Source organism: Methanomicrobium sp. W14 (assembly GCF_017875315.1).
In the GTDB taxonomy this organism is placed as follows: Archaea; Halobacteriota; Methanomicrobia; order Methanomicrobiales; family Methanomicrobiaceae; genus Methanomicrobium.
The window spans coordinates 96,691-114,602 of record NZ_JAGGMM010000003.1; the positions used below are offsets into that span (position 1 = coordinate 96,691).

Here is a 17,912-nt window from a genome sequence, read left to right on the forward strand (position 1 = left end):
TTTTACAATTTTTCCACAAAATAGTAAATAGTGTTTTGGTAATTTTATCCGCTTACAGATGCGGTTGTTCAAAAACTTTCAAAAAGTATGATTTCACCGGTATGTGCGTCAATTGTCATGTAATGCATCCTGTTGTTATCCGGGGTAATAAAAGGGAGTTCCCATACTAGTTTAAAAGGACTTCTCATATACCCGTCTTCAACATCAATATCTTTTACTAAAGCATCGTCCCAGAGAAGGTTGGGAAACTCTTCATACTCGTAACGCGGGCAGTATTCAATAGAAACATTTTCACCGCCGTTTTTGTCCTTAAGGTAATTTTCAAGAATCTGTCTGGCTTCATCAATAGTGATATCCGGTTCGGGAGACAGCGTAGTTACCTGAGACATGATGTCATGGCTTCCCTGACTGTTGACATAGGTCTCAACCTTGTCATGCTTAAGATCATAATCCACCCATGTCTGGTCCAGGGAATAAACAACTCCTTTGTACCTTGTGGAAATTCTTACATACAATGTATCAGGAATTATCCCTTCCCACGGATCGTCTTTGTCTGTGGTGATAAAGTCGTTTTCATGGTACCTGTACTCGTCTCCCAGGGCTTTTTTGTAGAAATCCAGTGCTCTCTCTTTTGCTTCTTCATCTGAAACAAAAGATTCATTACTATTCGGGAGAACTATTCCCCTGTGCGGCAGATAGGCGCTGACCATCTTCCTTTCCGGGTCATAATCGACTTCAACATATCTGTTTTCTCCAGGATAAGACTCAAAAATGTCTTCAAAGATTATAGAAGGTGACCTGTAGCTGTTATAGGACTGCGTTTTCCAGGAAATGTTAGCTCTGTCAATACTTTCCTCTGCAACGTAAGGAAAAAGTCTTAATATTTCCTTTTTTGCCTCTTCAATAAGTGACTGTTTTTCTTCATCACTATAAGAAGGTAAAGAAACCTCACTCTCTGTCTGAGGCCAGAAAACTTTCATAGACGAATTTCCTGCATGACCGGAATAACCTTGTTCTTCTGTTGGCTCAACATTTGGTGTTTCCGTTGCAGGAGTATTACCGTCAGCGGATGTGCACCCGGAAATTAAAACTGAAGCTATAATCAGCAAAAATACCGGAAAATATTGGTTGTACTTTGATTTTTTCATAACTTTTCACTTGGGGGATTTATGGACTGCAAAATTTATCAGGCAATATATTGCCTGTGAATATATCCCATTTCTCTGACAAAGTTCGAACTGACGGACTTAAAATCAGGAATAGGCCTTAGCAAAAAGACCGTCTTTTTAGGCTTTTAAAAAAGAGGCAAAAGGACTAAACTGTAAAAAATTATGGATAAAACTGAGTTTAAAAAATTCAGTTGCATTTATCGGCAGAAGAGAGCCTGACTGCCACCTTCATTTTCAGGTAACCTATAAGATAGAGGACACCGAGGAATATCGACAGACCGCTGTATGCGATAAACATGTTGCCGTAAGTCCCTACCGCAGCAAGAATAGGAACTACTATCAGTGCAGACACAAACTGCCCCAGGTTCAGGGCCACCGAGAACCCTCCCATAATTTTGCCCATCACATGCTGGGGGGTCACAAATGTCAGCCAGTTTAATATTGTAGGATTGACGAGTCCGCTTCCTATACCTGCAAGAATTACTGCAATTCCCGCAACAGCAAGCGAACTGGAATACCCGAGAATTATAAAGGCAGAGCCGTACATGAAATACGATAACACAAGAATTGACATCCTGTGCATTTTCGCTGCGATTCTCCAGTATATGACGCCTATAATTGATGAGGCACATCCCATAAGACCAAGGAACAGACCGCTTACAAGGGAAGCGTTCGCAAAGATTCCGCCTGATTCCGTAAGACCTGTTGTTGCCGCAAGTTCAGACATAAAATACGGGAACTTCGTCGGCATCAGAAAGAACATCAGCATTGTCAGAAACAGGGTCATATATATCATTATAATCGTGGAGTACGGGATAAACTCGCACTCCGGGTTACCTGAATGCTTTGAACCTGCCTTATCCTTATTAATGTCGCAGACAGGTGTCTGTGCCCTTTCCGGTTCTTTCATCGTCAGAAGAACTCCGGCCATTATGAAAAGCCCGATAAGGTATATCAGAAAAGATATCCTCCAGGAAATACCTGCAAGAAGACCGCCGCTTGTTTCAAGTACAAGGATTCCGACTCCCATTGCAGCTCCCTGATATCCGAGAACGCGGGTCTTAGTCATACCCTTGTAATAATCGGTTATAAGAGCCGTTGTCCCTGTTGCAATTCCTGCAATTCCTATACCAAGGATAAATCTTCCTATAAGTATTGCCTCAAGCGAATGAAGGTAAAACCCGGACGTTCCTGCAAGGGTAAATATTGCGAGGGAACTGACAAGAACCGGAAGCCTCCCTATCCTGTCCGCAAGGACTCCTATTATAAATCCTGAAAACGCAACCGAAAGAGACGGAAGGGTTATTATCATCGAGATCATCCATTCCGAAGCTTCAGGATACGAGTCGCTTATAAGCGGAAGAGAAGGCGCAACTGCCGCACCACCCATAAGGATTAGCATTGATGACAGCATTAAAAATGCAAGGGTCCATTTGGTAGGCTGAAATCTTGCCGGCCTGAACACTGAATGAATAAATGATACCTGCATGGTTATTTGTTAAAAATTGTTCTGATAAATATGTACTGCTCCTGACAACAGGAGCACCATTTTATAATATAAACAGAAATTCTATATTCAAAATAATTTTTACGTGGGATACTGACCGTGTTTGACGAATCACTGATAGAAGACCTGAAAAAAACCGGTATGAGCGAGTATGAGGCAAAGACGTACACTATTCTTATTGCACTCAGGGTGGCAAGCGCACGTGAAATTCATGAAATAACAAAAATACCGCGCGGAAGAGTCTATGAAACACTCTCATCCCTGACCGAAAAAAGGTTTATTGTCTCATCGCCCGGAAACCCCGCACGCTACAGTGCAATCGACCTTACTAAGACTTTTGACAGACTCAAACGCGAAACTGGGGGGTTTTTTGACAGTATAAGCTCGCGACTTCAGACCCTTGAGAAGGAAAGGCCCGACATGGTATTAAAGGCATATGACCTGAGAACCGAATGGTCCATTGAAAAACAGATCCGCCTGATTTTTGCGAGGGCAAAATGCGAGATGATAATCCTGTGCAATGATCCTATATTCCTTGAAAGATGCTCTGAAGACATAATACGCACACAGAAACGCATCAGGGTGTACACTATAGTAAGCGACGAAAAATTCGCAGAACTTACACCCGGAAAATGTTACATAGGGGATAAGGACATTAAAACTTCATTCTTTGACCTGCCAGAAGGAGTTTCGGACAACGGAATAATAAAACTCATAATCTATGCAGACAGGCACGAATCACTCCTTGTTTTTGAAAATGAAGACAACCTCGAGGGTGTATACCTTTCAAACGACATCCACGCTGTTTACCTTTCAAAAACACTGCTCAAAAACATCAGGGAAATAGAGAAACCAAAACCCGATAATTCAGAATAACAGACAAAAAACAAAAAATAAACTGTTTTTTTACTGAGAGAAAATAAAGGTTCAGAAATCCGGTTTTGTTTTTATGCAGTAGTTATCGTGGAGAAAACTTTCCCGGACCGGGTAGTTGCTCAGCTTTACCGTATAATACCGCTCGAACTTCTTTAAAAACTCCGGGTCGTGCTCTATGTTGTATTCGTCCGGGACCTCGGGCTTCACCCACAAAGTAGTATTCCTGCCGTTCACAAGGCACTTGCCTTCCTTTGAAACCACAAGACCTTTTTTTATCGTATAATCAGTCTTTGAAAAAGCTTTGATTACCTTGTCATACTCAACAGACGGGTCGGTTTCATTAACCTTTATAGGATATACCGCAATGTCCGCATCAGCACCGACGCCGAGGTGACCTTTCCCAAGCGGAACTATCCCGAGAGCCTTCGCCTGCGCAGAACGCGTCATAACGGCTATCTCGTACCAGTCAAGCTCCCGGTCAAGCGTATGCAGAAGGACACGCTTCTCCGTATCAGGATGGACACGTGCGAACTCAGAGTCCCTGTACTTTTTGCTCATCAGAAGTGCCATAATCTTGGGATACTTTACAAATGGTGCACCGTTGGGGTTGTCGGTTGTAAGCATGCACTGCAACGGGTTTTTGACCTGGAGTGCAAGTTCAAGTCCTATAGCCCACATAATCGAATTCACAAGGTTTTTGCGGCTGTAATATACAGGGATTACACCAGAACCTGTCTCAAGCTCGACGTCATGATTGCTCCATTTGTTGTGATACAGCCTGTAGAGATTGAACTCCATCGGCCCGTCCGCAGTCATCGTCGTGGTTTTTCCGAACATCACCTGCCCCATGTCTATTGCAAGCTGCGGTTTACGGTTTACCATCCATGCGATATCGTCGGATTTTGAGCAGAAATCTTTCCATGAAGAACCCCCGTAGGAGTGGAACTGCACATGTGTAAGATAGAGGGTCTGGCGGTTTTTGTTGAGGTCAGGAGTCCTGTTCATCGTCTCAAGCGTGCACTTGTAGTTGCCAGGTTTTCCTAGGTTGTTGCAGTGGAGGTGAACCGAATGGGGCATTTTCAAAAGTTCGTTGGCACGTATCATGTAGTCGATAATCTCTGCCGGAGTCACGTCGAAATGCGGGACCTTTTCATGAATGCAGGATACGTTTCCGCCAAAGCCCCAGGCTTCGGTCCCCCCCGGGTTCGTAAGTTTCAGCCCGAACCCTTTTGCGGCTGAGATTGTCCACGCGACAACTGCCGCAGCCTTTTTTAAGTCCTTATCATGAACCGCCTCCATCACAGACCAGTTGCCGTCGAAAAGAGTGTTTGCCATCGTGTCCTGAAGAGTCATCCGTCGGAACTCTTCATGGGTGTGGCGTGCACCCATCGGGGCCATTGCACCTTCAAGAAGGGTGGTATACCCCATAGCACTGTAGCGATAGGTGTTCGCATATACCGTCGGAACGCTGTACCCGGAGACCGCATGCATATTCGGGCAGGCCTTCTCCCTTCCTGCCCTCATATCTTCCGGGCTCATGTACCTCCCGAAGTTCACCTTCGTCCCGCAGATATGAGTATGCGAATCGATGCCTCCCGGAAGCGTAAGCCTGCCTTTGAGGTCTATGACACCGGGATTGGGACCGGCAGATTCAACGATTTTTCCGTCCAGGACAGGGATATCCATAACCTCCCCGTGAACGTTGTTCAGGGGGTCGATGACAAAGGCGTTTTTCAGTATTATTCCGCTCATTTCCCTTTCGCCTCCGCGATAATATCCCGTATCTTAGTCAAAACCTCAAGGTCGTTTTGCTGCGGGGAATCCATGACCTTTTTAACCCACAGGGGTATTGCATCAAGCCTGTACGCAGTCCCCCCGCAGTCAACGCCGCACATCGCAACAGGTATCTGCACGTTAGCCGTAGCAGTCGACATGCTTGGGAAAGGGTCTATTACAACGCACGGGATTTTCGAGAGCCTCTCGTTGCACTTTCTCGGCAGGTGTGCTCCCGGATCGCTTCCTATGATGACGCATGCATCAACTTCACCTCTTACAAGAAGGTCTACAGCCGAAGTCTCCCCGGGGTTGTAAAACGCCGTTCCCCTTGAAAAATCGATTGCATAAGGGTATCCCCCCATATACGTGAAAGTCTGGTTCGTCCCGTAGACGTTCCAGTGTCCCCTCATAGGAGTCAGTGTGAATTTCGTATGCCTGCACAACTCGTCAACAAGTTCTACTCCGTTTTTGACGTTTTTGTACTTGCCCGGCGACTCGGTGAGACCGATGCCGGTAAAAAACACACCGAACTTTGCATTCATGCACATATCGGCGACACGTACAAGCTTCTCTTTTGTAACGCCGGACACCATATCCGGGATTACGTCGGCTCTTCCCCGGACTATAGCACGAAGTGCCGAAAACACGGCATAATCACCACCGGGCTTTATCTGGATGAATTCGTCGGCGTTCTTTGCTACATCGGTCTTCCTGATATCAACGACAATCATCTTTCTGTCGCGGAAGGCGTCGTGCAGGAAATACCCGTCGGCATACATGGAATACCTGCTCATATGACGGGGATGCGACTCAATCGGGTTTGACCCCCAGTAAACGATAAGATCCGCCCTGTTCTTTATCTGCCCGAGTGTGCATCCGGGGTGTCCGGCCTCCTGTATAGCCATAATTGAAGGGCCGTGGCATATGGAAGAGCAGTTGTCTATTACTCCGCTTATCATCTCCGCAATTGAGATTCCCATGCACTGTGCTTCCCCGTAGGTCCCCGACCAGCCGAAAAGAAGCGGCCTTTGGGCATCAAGAAGCATATCGGCAGTGTAACGGATGGCCTCGTCATAAGTGATGTTCTTCCAGCCTGAACCGGTCCTCATAATCGGCTGCTTCAGCCTGTGCTTTGCAAGGAATTTCCCGCTTGAAAGTGCACATCCGTTGTCGACGCCTGTTATCTCGTTGTTTTTTATCGTCAGCGTGATATCATCGCACAGGCACCCGCATAAAGGGCAGACGACATCATTTATTACGCAGTCGCCATTCTCTGACTTCGTGGGGCAGCCGGGGTCAGTGTTGTTATATCTGAGACCCCCTTCAGCCTCAAGAATTTCCCATGCCGAAAGAATTCTGTCCCCGTTTTCAGCCGGGACTACATCAACGTCAAGCCATTTGTAGTCAGGGGCACCTGTCCCGTGCGTCTTTGAGTGAATAATAAAATTGGCATGAGGACCGCACGGAATAAAAACCATTCCACGCCTTACATCTGTCGTCGAGACAGTCTTAAAAACGGTCTCCCCCTCGACACTTTTTATACGCACAAGGTCCCCCTCTTCAACACCGATAAATGCCAGGTCTACCGGGTTGATATAGCACAGGGAAGTCTGGGCCGCATATGAGGGCTGATCCTTGTAATACAGCTGTTCTCCCTGCCTTATTGTACGGCCGCTTGTCATCAAAAGTTTCAATACCCTTCCTCCCGGGAATATTCAGCCCGAAAGCCAGGATAAACGCCTGTATACCCCATAAAAAAATTCAATCCCCTTACGCCGTATTCTGTTAAATACGAGTAGTTAATCATTCTGTCCGCTATCAAATGGAATAAATGTTTCCATTTTAATAGATTTCAGGGGGCAATTATAAAAATAAGGCAGACATTTGATTTTTAATAATAATTCAGGTTATCAGTTCCTTAAAAATCAGAGAGTCCCCGTAAACCTTCTTAATGCCCCCAGGTATTCATCTTTTTTCTCCAGATGAGCCATATGCGACGCATTTTTAATAACGACAATTTCTGAATTTTTTACGAATTTTCTGAAATACTCCATTGATGAAGGCTTTGCCTCGTCATATTCGCCGCATATAAAAAGAACAGGCATTTCAATCCTTTTTAATTCTTCGCTCAGGTTAAACGACTTCAGGGTTCCCGTGCATGTAAACTCACTCGGACCCCACATGTACATGTAAACTTCTGCCGAAGTTTTTTCAAATGACTTCACAAGAATATCCGGCCAGGGATTAAGCCTGCATAAGTGCAGAGAGTAGTACAAATCCATTGCATCCCGGTATCCTTTCGAATCATAATCTTTGGTCTCTTCTGCAATGCGGATATTTTCCCTGACGTCCCCTGGAAGTTCTGAAAGATAGGATTTCTGATCGTCTATCCACCGGTTCGTATCAAGAAGCGGAGACGAAAGAACAAGGCTTTTTATACCGTTCGCTTTTCCTGAAGCCGCATAAACCGCTGCAAGACCGCCTCCCCAGGACTGGCCGAGAATGTGCACCTCAGAAAGCTCCAGTGCACCTCTTACCTCACCAACCTCCCGGACATAATTTTCAACTGAATAAAGTGACATATCACCAGGCTTTTCTGAATTTCCGCATCCAAGCTGATCATAAAAAATAACCGGTCTTTCCCTGGAGAGTTTTGACAGCGGTTCAAAATAGTCGCTGCACGCACCCGGACCTCCGTGAAGCAGAAGAAGAGAAGTCTTTTCTTTATCTGTTCCGGTGATTTTAAACCAGACCTGACCTCCTGTCGTCCTGATAAAGCCCTCAATCAGGTCCTCTTCGGCAAGGGTTATTTTAACCTTTGATGAGTCGTATTCCATAATATCACAATTGTACAGATTCAAAACCACTCATTATGAGGATTATAACGACAGTTTCATCATAACCAGATCTTTCCGGACAACCAGTATAAATCTGATTCCCCATAAGCAACGCGTTCCTGTAAAAGCCATTAAACCTGAATTTCCTTATCCCACCATATTTTGCTCTGGTAGGAAACGGTTTTTAATGCATAACCGCCGTCTTCACGGCAGAGCTTTTTCCGGAGATAATTTCTGAGAATTTCGTACTGGGTGTCGTCTTTCAGTTTAAGCCCTGCACCCTGGTCTCCTACGGCATCATCCAGTGAGCGAAATTTCGTTATCTGCTCCTCTTTTGAAACTTCAATATTTGCATAAATTCCAGCCTGGTTCAAAAGGTTGAATACGATATTCGGGGGATTATTCTTTCTTGCAGGAACCCCGAACAGAGGCTCCCAAATTTCAGCATAATTTTTCCTCCACGGGGACTGCATATCGGCAAACCAGAATATATAGACGTATTTTCGCGAGACCTCGTTCATCTTTAAGAGTGCCTCCATAAGGTCAGGAAATCCAAGTGAATAAGAGGCGACGACAATGTCATATTCCGGCATAAGGTCGGTTTTCGGGTCTATGTCCTCCCACCTTTTTTCAACTATGTCTATATTGTCTATACCTGACTCACGTATGTTTTCCCTGAGGCATTCAAGCATCCCCGGAGTCGGTTCAACAGCAGTCACCCTGCGTGCAATTTTTGAGAGAGGCACTGCAAGCGTCCCCGGTCCGGCACCGACGTCAAGAATAACTGAGTCACGCGTAACGTCCATTGCATTTATCCGTGCCTGAGACTTTCTGTAATTGTCCTCTTTTGCGGACTCGTTAAACCTCCTGCATCTTTTTATATCTGTCCAGCGGTCGGTGCACTTTGTAATATTTCCACTGTGACCGGGTCCGGGATTATTCCACGCAAAATTCCAGTCTATATCTGATATATCAATCATCATACGGCCTTCTTGTTTTACTTTAAAATCCTTTACTGCCGTTCCGGCTTTTTTTGGGCAGGAAATGAACAAAAATGGATTTAGTTATATATCCCACTTAACAAATTTAAATTGTTCAATTGTTTTGTATAAAACAGGCAATAATCAAACTAACCAGAATAATCCAGTATAAAATATAAAAGAGGTGCCAGATAAAAATGAGTCAGTCGGGTTCGCAGGCAATACTGAAAAAAGGCCTGAAAAAACTTAAGGAAGAATACGAAAGGATTAATGTGCCAGTCCCTGTTGCAAAGTATTTCGGCATAAATCCGGGCTGGAACGCTGTTATAGGAACCAGAAAATGCTGCGGTGTTGCAATGAGTTTTCAGGACAACAACCCCCTTTACGGAAACGATGAAACCGCACAGGACATAAGTCTCCTGGAATCGTATATAGGAAAGTCGCTTTTTGAAGTCGCAGAAGATACGATGAAAGACGACCTTTTAAGCAGGCATTCGATAGCACTTGCATCCCTAAACGCCCTGTCCCAGCCTTTTGTAACCGATGAGATGCTAAACTCAAAAGGCTACAAAACAGGATTTGAGGTAAAGGAGATGGTAAAGCCAACTGATAACCTTGTAATAGTCGGATACGGAGGCCTTGTAAAAAGCTATGCCGGGCGCTGCAAAGAGCTTCATGTTACAGATCAAAGACCTGCCGAAACGTTTCAGACTACAATTATCGGGGACAGCATAATTAAAGGCCCTCTTGGGATTACCGTTCACCCGGCGGACGAAAACAGAGAGGTCCTTGAAAACGCCGACGTCGCTCTTATTACCGGGTCCACTCTTGTAAACGGCACGTTCGACGAGGTCTTCGGGTATGCAAAGAACGCAAGAATCAGAGCCATATACGGGTCAAGCGCCCAGCTTATCCCGGACGTCCTCTTTGAAAACAACGTAAATATAGCTATGTCTGTTGCAATAAGCGACCCGGAAAGGTTTGAGCACGACGTTTTAAACGCCCCTGACATGGAGATGGCGTTGAGAAAACACCAGAGAAAATACAACACCGGATGCTTCTGAATAATTTAATTTTAGGTTGTCCGGACATGGTAACGATACAATCTGGCAGAATTACGGTTTAACCTGAAAAACTGCCGGCAAAAAATCATTTGTTTTTTGAAAATATCATCCAGAAACCGGAATCGTCGTTTATAATAATGTAATTTTTTACTCCTGCTGAACAAAACGACTCTTCAATCTCCCCTTCCCTGAATTTTTTAAACCGCTTTCTTGCAGGTCTTTTAGGATCATCGACAATGCCTCTTTTTTTTCTTGAAGCAACGACCCTGTCGCGGATTTCCGGACTCCCGTATCCCCCTCCGATGTATGCCTTTGCACCGGGTTTTAGCACACGGCAGATTTCTCTCACTGCAAGCGTGAAATCATCCCAGAAATGATATGAACCGCGGCTTATTACAAGATCAAATGTCGAATCACAAAAAGGAATCCTGTGTACATCTCCGGTCACCGGGGTAATTCTGTCAGAAAGACCTTCATTTCTGATATTTGAAATCGCAATCTCGTACATCTCAGGAGAAACATCCAGTGAGGTTATATGGAAAGCAGACCGTTTTGCAACCGCAACTGAAAGCGATGCCGGACCGCACCCGATGTCAAGACACCTTCCCTTAGTGATGTTCGTTCTTTTTAAGATCTGTTCTGCCACCAGGGGATAAACATCCGAAAAATCGTTCTTTGCAAAACTGTCGTATTCCCGGGCTCTTTCCTTTGTGCCCCAGAAAGGGTCTCTGGATTCAGTCATATTGTCACTTCTATGATGCCGTAAAATTCTCAGGAATTTGATATAATAAAAAAGGGTGGTTTTTTAGATTAAATAAGAGATTATGGTTCAATTATTACCTTACTCTTTGAGATCATCTGACCGTCTGTTGTCGTAACTTCTAGTATAAGCGACTTTCCGACAACATCCGTATTGCCATCCGCACCCTTATAACCGCTCAGGCCCTTCTGGATACCCGAATCTATGTAATACATAGTGTCTCCCGGGCGGAATACAGGTATGTTGTATACACCGTTTGATGAATCAAGCCAGCACTGACCACCGGTAAGGTTAGTACAGACGCAGGACTTGTTCACGATTTCCATACCCATTCCATGACTTCCTTTTTGCGAGTAAAGACTTCCATAGCCCCCAAAGTCCTCATCGTTCTGCTGTATCTTTACAATTATCTTCTGCGTCGAAAGTTCGTCGCCTCCGGCATGATACAACTGGAAAACGTTGTTTGAATAACTGTATGACCCCTGAATTGTCGCCTGGGGTGAGGAGGAATCAGAACTGACAAGACTTCCTGCAAAGCCGCTGACAACGGCAGCAATAACGATTGTCACGACAAGCATCAGCATAACTCCGACAACAGGAGATACAGCGGATTCAGTTTTGAATATATCTTCCATAATCTTATCCCTCCACAACAATGTCCTTCTGCCAGATTACCTTCCCGCTCGGGGTATGGACAACCTTCATGTTTATTGTATCACCTGCACGCAGTTCATTCCAGTTATTGCCGAATATCGCCTGCATCTGGTCTATACTGTCAGGGTATTTATCAAAAGTTGCATGACCTGAAGAATCATCACCGTATGAATAATAATACCTGCCACCTCCGGTGTTGCCAGCATCCGTATCAGCCTCCATTCCATAGCCGACCGAGTACCCGGACATTCCTGTAGCCTGGCCTCCATAGCTTCCGCCGAAAGGCCTTGCGAACAGTTCAGTACCTGCCTGCATCTTATAGTTTCCAAACCAGGAATAATTGCCCAGACTGCCGTTCCATACATCCTCCATTGTTGCTCTACGAGGATTGGGGACATGTTCCCAGGGTGTTGGATAATGTGGTGAGGTATCAAGCAATTCATAAGGCCAGAAATTTGAAACTTCCGTAAAGTTCTGACCAACACCGGGACCGTATCCCTGAGGACATACACTCTTCCACGTATCTGTCGTACTCCAGCCACATACCTTGTAATAAACATTGAAATTGGTTTCACCAGGTACAACTGTTGCTCCACCTTCAAGTGCAGAACCGTTTAAAAGTTTTTTTGACCATGATGTAACTAATTTAAGGTCAGCCGTGTCAATAGCTTCATCAACACCTGTAACCTCCGCCTTGAAATAGCTTGACTGCCAGTAGCCCGAGTTTATAACTTCGGCATCCATTGAAAGCTGGGGAGCCTTTGAAGTGCCGGAGACCATATTTCCTGTAAAACCGCTGACAACAGCTGCAACAATGATTGTCACGACAAGCATCAGCATAACACCGACAACAGGGGAAACAGCCGAATCTTCATTTATTTTTGAATTTGTCCAAATCATGTAAATCACCTTATCCGGAAATAGTCACCGTGGATTCCGCAATAGTCGTACCGCTCGAGTCCTGGAATTCCAGAGTAAAAGAAAGACCAATGTTGTCGGTGTTGGCAAATCCGTAATCGGAGTCCAGATAATCGGTTACAGTCCCGTCGGGACGTTCCTGGACATATTTAAGATCTTCAGCGGAAATCCTGACAGAATCACCTGCAATAAATGCTTTGCTGACATTGTACTCCCCGTTTTCAGCCCAGGCTTTTGCATTATCGCCTGTAGTAAACACGTGGCTTTTGTTTATCTCCCAGGAATACTTGTCTGCATCCCCGCCGAACGATTTGGTCGGGCTTACGTAGATCTTTGTCGTAACAAGAGGAATAGCATCTCCGCCGTTGTGGGAGATAGTCATTCCCTGCGAAATGCTGTATGTTCCTGAAACACTCGCCGAAGGTGCTTTTGAATTTGAACTTACAAGACCTCCTGCAAACCCTGAAACTACTGCTGCAATAACCAGAGTCACAACAAGCATCAGCATTATTCCGACTACCGGAGATACTCCTGATTCGGAAATGAAATTTTTCTGTACCATGATCATTCCTCCACCGACACCTGCTGGCTGACTATAGCTTTTCCTGATGCAACATGGATAATGCGGACATTTACGGTGTCTCCGGCCTTCAGGTTATACCAGTCACTGCCCAGTATTGCCTGCATGGCATCATTTCTGTTGGAAACATGGTTATATCCATAATCAGAATAGTCATCCGACGGACTGTCCTGCATTGTGGTTCCGGCCATAAGCGTGTAATTGCCCCACTGAGACGCCGGGGGATGATACGTGCTGTTCGCCCAGCCCTTTACTCCCGCCCCGTAGCCTGTCGGAACGTAATATGATGCTATATTCAGACCGGATTCACCAATACTTGCGTTACCTCCGGTGCCGGCAACTATACTCTTTCCGCCGCTTATAGTCTCACCAGTTCCCCTGCTGGTTGCAACCCATGACGTTACAAGCTTCAGGTCTTTTGTATTTATGGGCTCACTCACTCCAAGCACTTTTAATGAAAAGTAGGAATTCGATGAGTCTCCTCCGTTCTTTATGCTGATCTCAACAGTTGCCGTAGGGGCATTCTGTGAAGTATCAACAAGACCGCCGGCAAAACCGCTGACGACCGCCGCAATAATAATTGTTACGACAAGCATCAGCATGACGCCGACTACCGGAGACACTCCTTCATCCCCGGCATTAACCTTCAATTCTTTCAAAACCTTCATAACAACCAGATTCCTCGGGTCTAAAATTAAATCAAAAATGCAGTAGTGGATCAATTTCATGGGATCAAACCACCATGCTTAGTAAAAACGTATCTCCAATTGACATTTAACATTATCGGTTTGTAAATAGGTATTCATTAACTTAATCAAATTAACAGATTTACTTGACACAGATAAAATGCCAGATAAAATCACTTAGAACAAATAAACAATAAAGAAGAAATTTTTATTATTTTAAACAAAAACGGACTATAAAGTGTGCAAAAAATATGAATGAAACTATTCCTGAAAAATACGACTTATCGTAATAAAAAAAGAAAAGCGCAGGATAAATTATAAAATTCAACGGACTTTTTAGGAACCGGTTTTCTAAAGACGGTTTATATTCCATACCATCATACCTGTGCTTACACCGGAACTCATTGAATATTTTTCCTCAGACGTATTTTTGAAATAATCACGAATCTGTTCTTTTATAACAAAGGAACAGCTTTTTTTCATTTCCAAAGCGTTGATGACCATTTCTGCAGCCCCGGATTTGTCAAAATCTTTTTTTCTGCTCCGGCTGCTTATTCTTACTACAGGCCTTATACCCTTCAGGTACAGGTACATGAAATTGTTGATAAAAGGCGACATCGCCTCACCCGAACGTTTGGGAGGTTCGGTTTTCAGAATATCACGGTATATTTCGTCAGGGATACCGCCTGCTCCTCTCCTTATAAAGTGACCGTAAAAACAGTATTTTCTGGAACAGGCGACCATACGGTCAAAAGTTTCAAAGTCCTTCACGGCAGGTGTCATTGAGTTGATAACAAGATCGAAATTATTCCTAAACCCAAGTTCGTCTATATCCGCCGTCCACCATGAACACTCAACAGTTTTCATGGAGACTCCCTCTTCTTTTGCGTTTGATGCAATATATCCGAGAATTTTTGGTGAAATGTCTACTGCCGTCACATCCGCTCCTGCTTTTGCAAGGGGAATGGAGATAGCTCCCGGACCACACCCGATGTCAAGCACTTTTGCACCGTCAGCGTTAAAACCGACTTCGTCCAGCATCTCAAATATTATCTGCATACGTTCCCTGCGGTTTGCAGGTTTCAGTTTTTTTGCAAACCCGTCTGCACGTCTGTTCCACAGCTCGACGCTGCCGAGTTCACTAAGTCTTTCGGATTTTTCATCCGCAGGCCTGCAGCATTCCATCCAGTTTTTTATATTTTCATTATTATCCATTTTTTCACCATGAGATTATCGTAATTTTTATTGACCAGCCGATTTTGAAACGTTAAAAATATCAATTTACAGATACATTAATCGTATTCACGCCTTTTTTGCGATTATCCTTGAAACAGGGATTATATACGGAATCCCTTCGTAAAGTCTTACATTAGCACGAATCCCGTAGACTTTCTCCAGATTTTCAGAATTTATAACATCCTCCGGCTCTCCTGCCGCAACGATTCTCCCTTTCTTCATCATAATGACGGCATCCGAGTACTTCGCCGCCATGTTCAGGTCATGAATTGCAATAACCGCCGTAATCTTCTTTTTTTTCACGAGCATCCCTATCACCTCCATCACGTCTATCTGGTGCCAGAGGTCAAGGCTGCTTGTCGGTTCATCCAGAAGAATAAGTCCGGTCTGCTGCACAAGAGCACGTGCTATAAGGATCTTCTGCTGCTGACCTCCGGACAGTTCATTAAAACCTGAAAGTGCAAGCTCCTGCATCCCGAGAAGGTTTAAGACCTCCCACACCTCGTCCTCGTCAGATTTCTCCTCGTGCCAGCCAAGATACGGCCTTCTTCCCATTAAGACAACATCAAAAACACTGTTGGGAAAAGACCTTACCGAATTCTGGGGAACATAGGATATCGACTTTGCAAGCTCCATTCTTCTCATACCGGAAGTGTCCTGCCTGTCGACAAGCACCTTACCTGATTTCGGTTCAAGAATCTTGTCGATGCATTTGATAAGTGTGGATTTCCCGGAACCGTTAGGCCCGAGAATGCTTACAACCTTTCCATATCCTACACTCATCGAAAAATCCTTCAGAATTTCGGTGCTCCCGTAGCTGAAGGAAAGATTTTTAACGGCAAGTTTTATTATCAAGTCCAGTACTCCTTTCTCCTGCCGCGAAGAATCAGATACAAAAAGAACGGAACACCGATGACAGACATGGTAATTCCAGTCGGAATCACGACCGAGCCAAGCAGATTTACGGATATGGCATCAGCAACCAGGAGTATGACCGCACCCAGACCACCTGCTGCCGGAACAAGGTACCTGTGATCGCTTCCAAGGATCATGCGGCCCATATGCGGTGCAACAAGACCGATGAATCCAATAGTCCCGATAAAAGAGACAATTGCGGCCACAAAAAGACTTGAAGCTATCATTATGTAAATACGTGTGAAATTTGCATCAACACCCATACTCTTCGCACTCTCGTCCCCCACAGTCATCAGGTTGAGGTCCCATGCCTTGACGTAAATCAAAGGAGTGCAGATGACCGTTATGGCGGCAAGAAAAGCTATGCTGTTCCAGTTGAGATCAGACAGGCCACCCATCCCCCATGATGACATTATATCAAGCTGGTCATCATTTGCAATATAGTTGAAAATCTGGTTTAAAGCCTGAAACATGTAGTTCACAGCAATTCCTGCAAGTATCAGCATTTCGGATGTCGCTCCCTTAAGAGATGAGAGAGCTATTATAAAACCGGAACAGAGGACTGCAAACAAAAAGGCGTTTCCCACAAGGAAATACGGACCTCCAAAGAGTACAACCCCGAAAATAGCTGCCAGAGACACCCCAAACTGCGCACCTGAGGATATCCCGAGGGTAAACGGACTTGCAAGAGGATTTTTAAGAACCGACTGCATAACACAGCCGCATACGCCAAGCCCGAAACCGGCGAGTATTGCTCCTGCAACACGGGGAAGCCGGATCTGCCAGACTATATGATCAGCTAAAAGTGTTGTAGGAAACATGCCGGGTATGATCCCGTTTATTACAACGGCATACACATCCGTCATTGTTATAGGCATAGGTCCTATCGTTATTATAAGACCAGAAGCTATTGCGGTGATGATAAGCAGAGCCAGCAAAAATATGAATTTTTTCCATACCGAAAGAGAATGCTTTTTTTCGACTTCGCTAATCTTTCCTGTCCGGGTTCTTTTTATTGAATACGCCTTTTTGGGAACAGGTCTTCTCATATAACTGCTCCCTTCACCTTTCAAATGCTTTCACAAGACCTGCGGCCGTTGCCGCAGTGCAGTCACTTTTTTCCGTGCCTGTCGTGACGACAATCAGGTTTCTTTCTTTTGCAATTTCGGTGAGAGTCTGAAACTCCCTCAGCTTCATTGCAGCAGGAGTCTTTTCATAAAACTCCGCCGCCTCGCACATCCTTTCAGACGCCTGGAACTCACCTTCAGCAAGAATGATGCGTGCTCTTTTTTCCCTTTCGGCTTCTGCCTGGCGTGCAATTGCACGCAGCATATTTTCGGGGACAGACACATCACGAATTGTGACTATATCAACGCTGACTCCCCAGGGTTCGGTAACTTTTTTTATCTCCTCCTGAATCTCCTGGTTTAACGAATCCCTCTCTGAAAGAATTGTATCAAGCTCATTCTGCCCTAAAACATCCCTCAGAGTGGTCTGTGCAATAAGGGCGGTTGCGGCTTCATAGTCCTCAACTTCAACAACGGCCTGGCATGCATCAGTTACATGGTAATAGATAATTGCATCGACGTCCACGCTGATGTTGTCCTTCGTTATGATAGTCTGTTTCGGAACGTCAAGCTGTCTTACACGCAGATCAACCCGCACAATCCTGTCAGTTACAAACAATAACGGAAACATCCCGGGTCCTCTTTCTCCTATAAGCTTTCCAAGCCTGAACAGTACAGCACGTTCATACTGCCGCGTAATTTTAAAGGAAAGAAGAACTACGGCACAGACTACAATTATAACAAAGATTGCCTCAAAAACACCCATTTAATACGCCTCATATATAACAAAAGCAGTTTTTTGTAGATCCACTGATATTAACATTTAAAAAATGTTAACCAATAAGATTTATTAAATATTGTCATTTTATTATTGCCCCGCAAAAGAA

The 17,912-nt window shown here is 44.7% G+C and carries 17 protein-coding genes; 2 read left to right on the forward strand and 15 right to left on the reverse strand.

Translation table 11 applies throughout. The features are described from left to right. Positions 1–68 precede the first annotated feature (68 nt). Together J2128_RS09740 and J2128_RS09745 are read right to left on the reverse strand one after the other, a co-directional pair. Positions 69–1,148 carry a PepSY domain-containing protein gene (locus J2128_RS09740; RefSeq protein WP_209691057.1) on the reverse strand — a complete coding sequence of 360 codons (1,080 nt, stop codon included), beginning with the start codon at positions 1,146–1,148 and terminating at the stop codon, positions 69–71. 208 nt (positions 1,149–1,356) lie between these two features. Further along, positions 1,357–2,583 (reverse strand): MFS transporter, encoded by a 1,227-nt coding sequence (locus J2128_RS09745; RefSeq protein WP_245323600.1) that lies wholly within the window; start codon positions 2,581–2,583, stop codon positions 1,357–1,359. Positions 2,584–2,775: 192 nt separating this feature from the next. Between J2128_RS09745 and J2128_RS09750 the strand changes: the two genes are divergently transcribed. After that, the gene (locus tag J2128_RS09750; RefSeq protein WP_209691061.1) at positions 2,776–3,552 is read left to right on the forward strand and encodes a TrmB family transcriptional regulator; all 777 of its coding nucleotides are present in this window, start codon (positions 2,776–2,778) and stop codon (positions 3,550–3,552) included. 51 nt (positions 3,553–3,603) lie between these two features. Here the strand turns inward: J2128_RS09750 and J2128_RS09755 are convergent, their stop codons facing one another. The 4 genes from J2128_RS09755 to J2128_RS09770 form a co-directional block, all read right to left on the reverse strand. Continuing rightward, positions 3,604–5,304, reverse strand: coding sequence for a formylmethanofuran dehydrogenase subunit A (locus J2128_RS09755; protein ID WP_209691063.1), 1,701 nt, complete (start codon positions 5,302–5,304; stop codon positions 3,604–3,606). Beyond that, positions 5,301–7,022 (reverse strand): formylmethanofuran dehydrogenase subunit B, encoded by a 1,722-nt coding sequence (locus tag J2128_RS09760; RefSeq protein WP_281069300.1) that lies wholly within the window; start codon positions 7,020–7,022, stop codon positions 5,301–5,303. The genes J2128_RS09755 and J2128_RS09760 overlap by 4 nt, the downstream gene beginning before the upstream one ends. Before the next feature lie 231 nt (positions 7,023–7,253). After that, the gene (locus J2128_RS09765) at positions 7,254–8,165 is read right to left on the reverse strand and encodes a proline iminopeptidase-family hydrolase (RefSeq protein ID WP_209691065.1); all 912 of its coding nucleotides are present in this window, start codon (positions 8,163–8,165) and stop codon (positions 7,254–7,256) included. Between the two features lie 131 nt (positions 8,166–8,296). After that, positions 8,297–9,148, reverse strand: coding sequence for a class I SAM-dependent methyltransferase (locus J2128_RS09770; RefSeq protein ID WP_209691067.1), 852 nt, complete (start codon positions 9,146–9,148; stop codon positions 8,297–8,299). A 194-nt stretch (positions 9,149–9,342) separates the two neighbouring features. Between J2128_RS09770 and J2128_RS09775 the strand changes: the two genes are divergently transcribed. Continuing rightward, positions 9,343–10,209 (forward strand): Rossmann-like domain-containing protein, encoded by an 867-nt coding sequence (locus J2128_RS09775; RefSeq protein ID WP_209691069.1) that lies wholly within the window; start codon positions 9,343–9,345, stop codon positions 10,207–10,209. 85 nt (positions 10,210–10,294) lie between these two features. On the opposite strand, the gene J2128_RS09780 is transcribed toward J2128_RS09775, so the two are convergent. From J2128_RS09780 to J2128_RS09820, 9 genes are all read right to left on the reverse strand, one after another. Then, positions 10,295–10,951 carry a class I SAM-dependent methyltransferase gene (locus J2128_RS09780; protein WP_209691071.1) on the reverse strand — a complete coding sequence of 219 codons (657 nt, stop codon included), beginning with the start codon at positions 10,949–10,951 and terminating at the stop codon, positions 10,295–10,297. 80 nt (positions 10,952–11,031) lie between these two features. Next, positions 11,032–11,604 carry a type IV pilin gene (locus J2128_RS09785; protein ID WP_245323601.1) on the reverse strand — a complete coding sequence of 191 codons (573 nt, stop codon included), beginning with the start codon at positions 11,602–11,604 and terminating at the stop codon, positions 11,032–11,034. Between the two features lie 4 nt (positions 11,605–11,608). Continuing rightward, the gene (locus J2128_RS09790) at positions 11,609–12,523 is read right to left on the reverse strand and encodes a type IV pilin (RefSeq protein WP_209691073.1); all 915 of its coding nucleotides are present in this window, start codon (positions 12,521–12,523) and stop codon (positions 11,609–11,611) included. Between the two features lie 10 nt (positions 12,524–12,533). After that, positions 12,534–13,103, reverse strand: coding sequence for a type IV pilin N-terminal domain-containing protein (locus J2128_RS12895; RefSeq protein ID WP_281069301.1), 570 nt, complete (start codon positions 13,101–13,103; stop codon positions 12,534–12,536). Positions 13,104–13,105: 2 nt separating this feature from the next. Then, the gene (locus J2128_RS09800; protein WP_209691078.1) at positions 13,106–13,789 is read right to left on the reverse strand and encodes a type IV pilin N-terminal domain-containing protein; all 684 of its coding nucleotides are present in this window, start codon (positions 13,787–13,789) and stop codon (positions 13,106–13,108) included. 369 nt (positions 13,790–14,158) lie between these two features. After that, complete coding sequence (locus J2128_RS09805; protein WP_209691080.1) at positions 14,159–15,022, reverse strand: class I SAM-dependent methyltransferase; 864 nt, start codon at positions 15,020–15,022, stop codon at positions 14,159–14,161. Positions 15,023–15,109: 87 nt separating this feature from the next. Further along, positions 15,110–15,898 carry an ABC transporter ATP-binding protein gene (locus J2128_RS09810; RefSeq protein WP_209691082.1) on the reverse strand — a complete coding sequence of 263 codons (789 nt, stop codon included), beginning with the start codon at positions 15,896–15,898 and terminating at the stop codon, positions 15,110–15,112. Beyond that, on the reverse strand, positions 15,895–17,007 hold the full coding sequence (locus tag J2128_RS09815) for an iron ABC transporter permease (protein ID WP_209691084.1): 1,113 nt from the start codon (positions 17,005–17,007) through the stop codon (positions 15,895–15,897). Before J2128_RS09815 ends, J2128_RS09810 begins: the two co-directional genes overlap by 4 nt. 13 nt (positions 17,008–17,020) lie before the next feature. Continuing rightward, entirely contained in the window at positions 17,021–17,791 is a 771-nt protein-coding gene (locus tag J2128_RS09820) for a slipin family protein (protein WP_209691085.1), read from the reverse strand. Positions 17,792–17,912: the final 121 nt, after the last annotated feature.

What these genes read in the sequence shown, in the direction of transcription:
- J2128_RS09740 (WP_209691057.1), bottom strand. Translation starts at nt 1,148, where the DNA reads ATGAAAAAATCAAAGTACAACCAATATTTTCCGGTATTTTTGCTGATT.
- J2128_RS09745 (WP_245323600.1), bottom strand. Translation starts at nt 2,583, where the DNA reads ATGCTGTCATCAATGCTAATCCTTATGGGTGGTGCGGCAGTTGCGCCT.
- J2128_RS09755 (WP_209691063.1), bottom strand. Translation starts at nt 5,304, where the DNA reads ATGAGCGGAATAATACTGAAAAACGCCTTTGTCATCGACCCCCTGAAC.
- J2128_RS09765 (WP_209691065.1), bottom strand. Translation starts at nt 8,165, where the DNA reads ATGGAATACGACTCATCAAAGGTTAAAATAACCCTTGCCGAAGAGGAC.
- J2128_RS09770 (WP_209691067.1), bottom strand. Translation starts at nt 9,148, where the DNA reads ATGATGATTGATATATCAGATATAGACTGGAATTTTGCGTGGAATAAT.
- J2128_RS09775 (WP_209691069.1), top strand. Translation starts at nt 9,343, where the DNA reads ATGAGTCAGTCGGGTTCGCAGGCAATACTGAAAAAAGGCCTGAAAAAA.
- J2128_RS09780 (WP_209691071.1), bottom strand. Translation starts at nt 10,951, where the DNA reads ATGACTGAATCCAGAGACCCTTTCTGGGGCACAAAGGAAAGAGCCCGG.
- J2128_RS09785 (WP_245323601.1), bottom strand. Translation starts at nt 11,604, where the DNA reads ATGGAAGATATATTCAAAACTGAATCCGCTGTATCTCCTGTTGTCGGA.
- J2128_RS09790 (WP_209691073.1), bottom strand. Translation starts at nt 12,523, where the DNA reads ATGATTTGGACAAATTCAAAAATAAATGAAGATTCGGCTGTTTCCCCT.
- J2128_RS12895 (WP_281069301.1), bottom strand. Translation starts at nt 13,103, where the DNA reads ATGGTACAGAAAAATTTCATTTCCGAATCAGGAGTATCTCCGGTAGTC.
- J2128_RS09800 (WP_209691078.1), bottom strand. Translation starts at nt 13,789, where the DNA reads ATGAAGGTTTTGAAAGAATTGAAGGTTAATGCCGGGGATGAAGGAGTG.
- J2128_RS09805 (WP_209691080.1), bottom strand. Translation starts at nt 15,022, where the DNA reads ATGGATAATAATGAAAATATAAAAAACTGGATGGAATGCTGCAGGCCT.
- J2128_RS09815 (WP_209691084.1), bottom strand. Translation starts at nt 17,007, where the DNA reads ATGAGAAGACCTGTTCCCAAAAAGGCGTATTCAATAAAAAGAACCCGG.
- J2128_RS09820 (WP_209691085.1), bottom strand. Translation starts at nt 17,791, where the DNA reads ATGGGTGTTTTTGAGGCAATCTTTGTTATAATTGTAGTCTGTGCCGTA.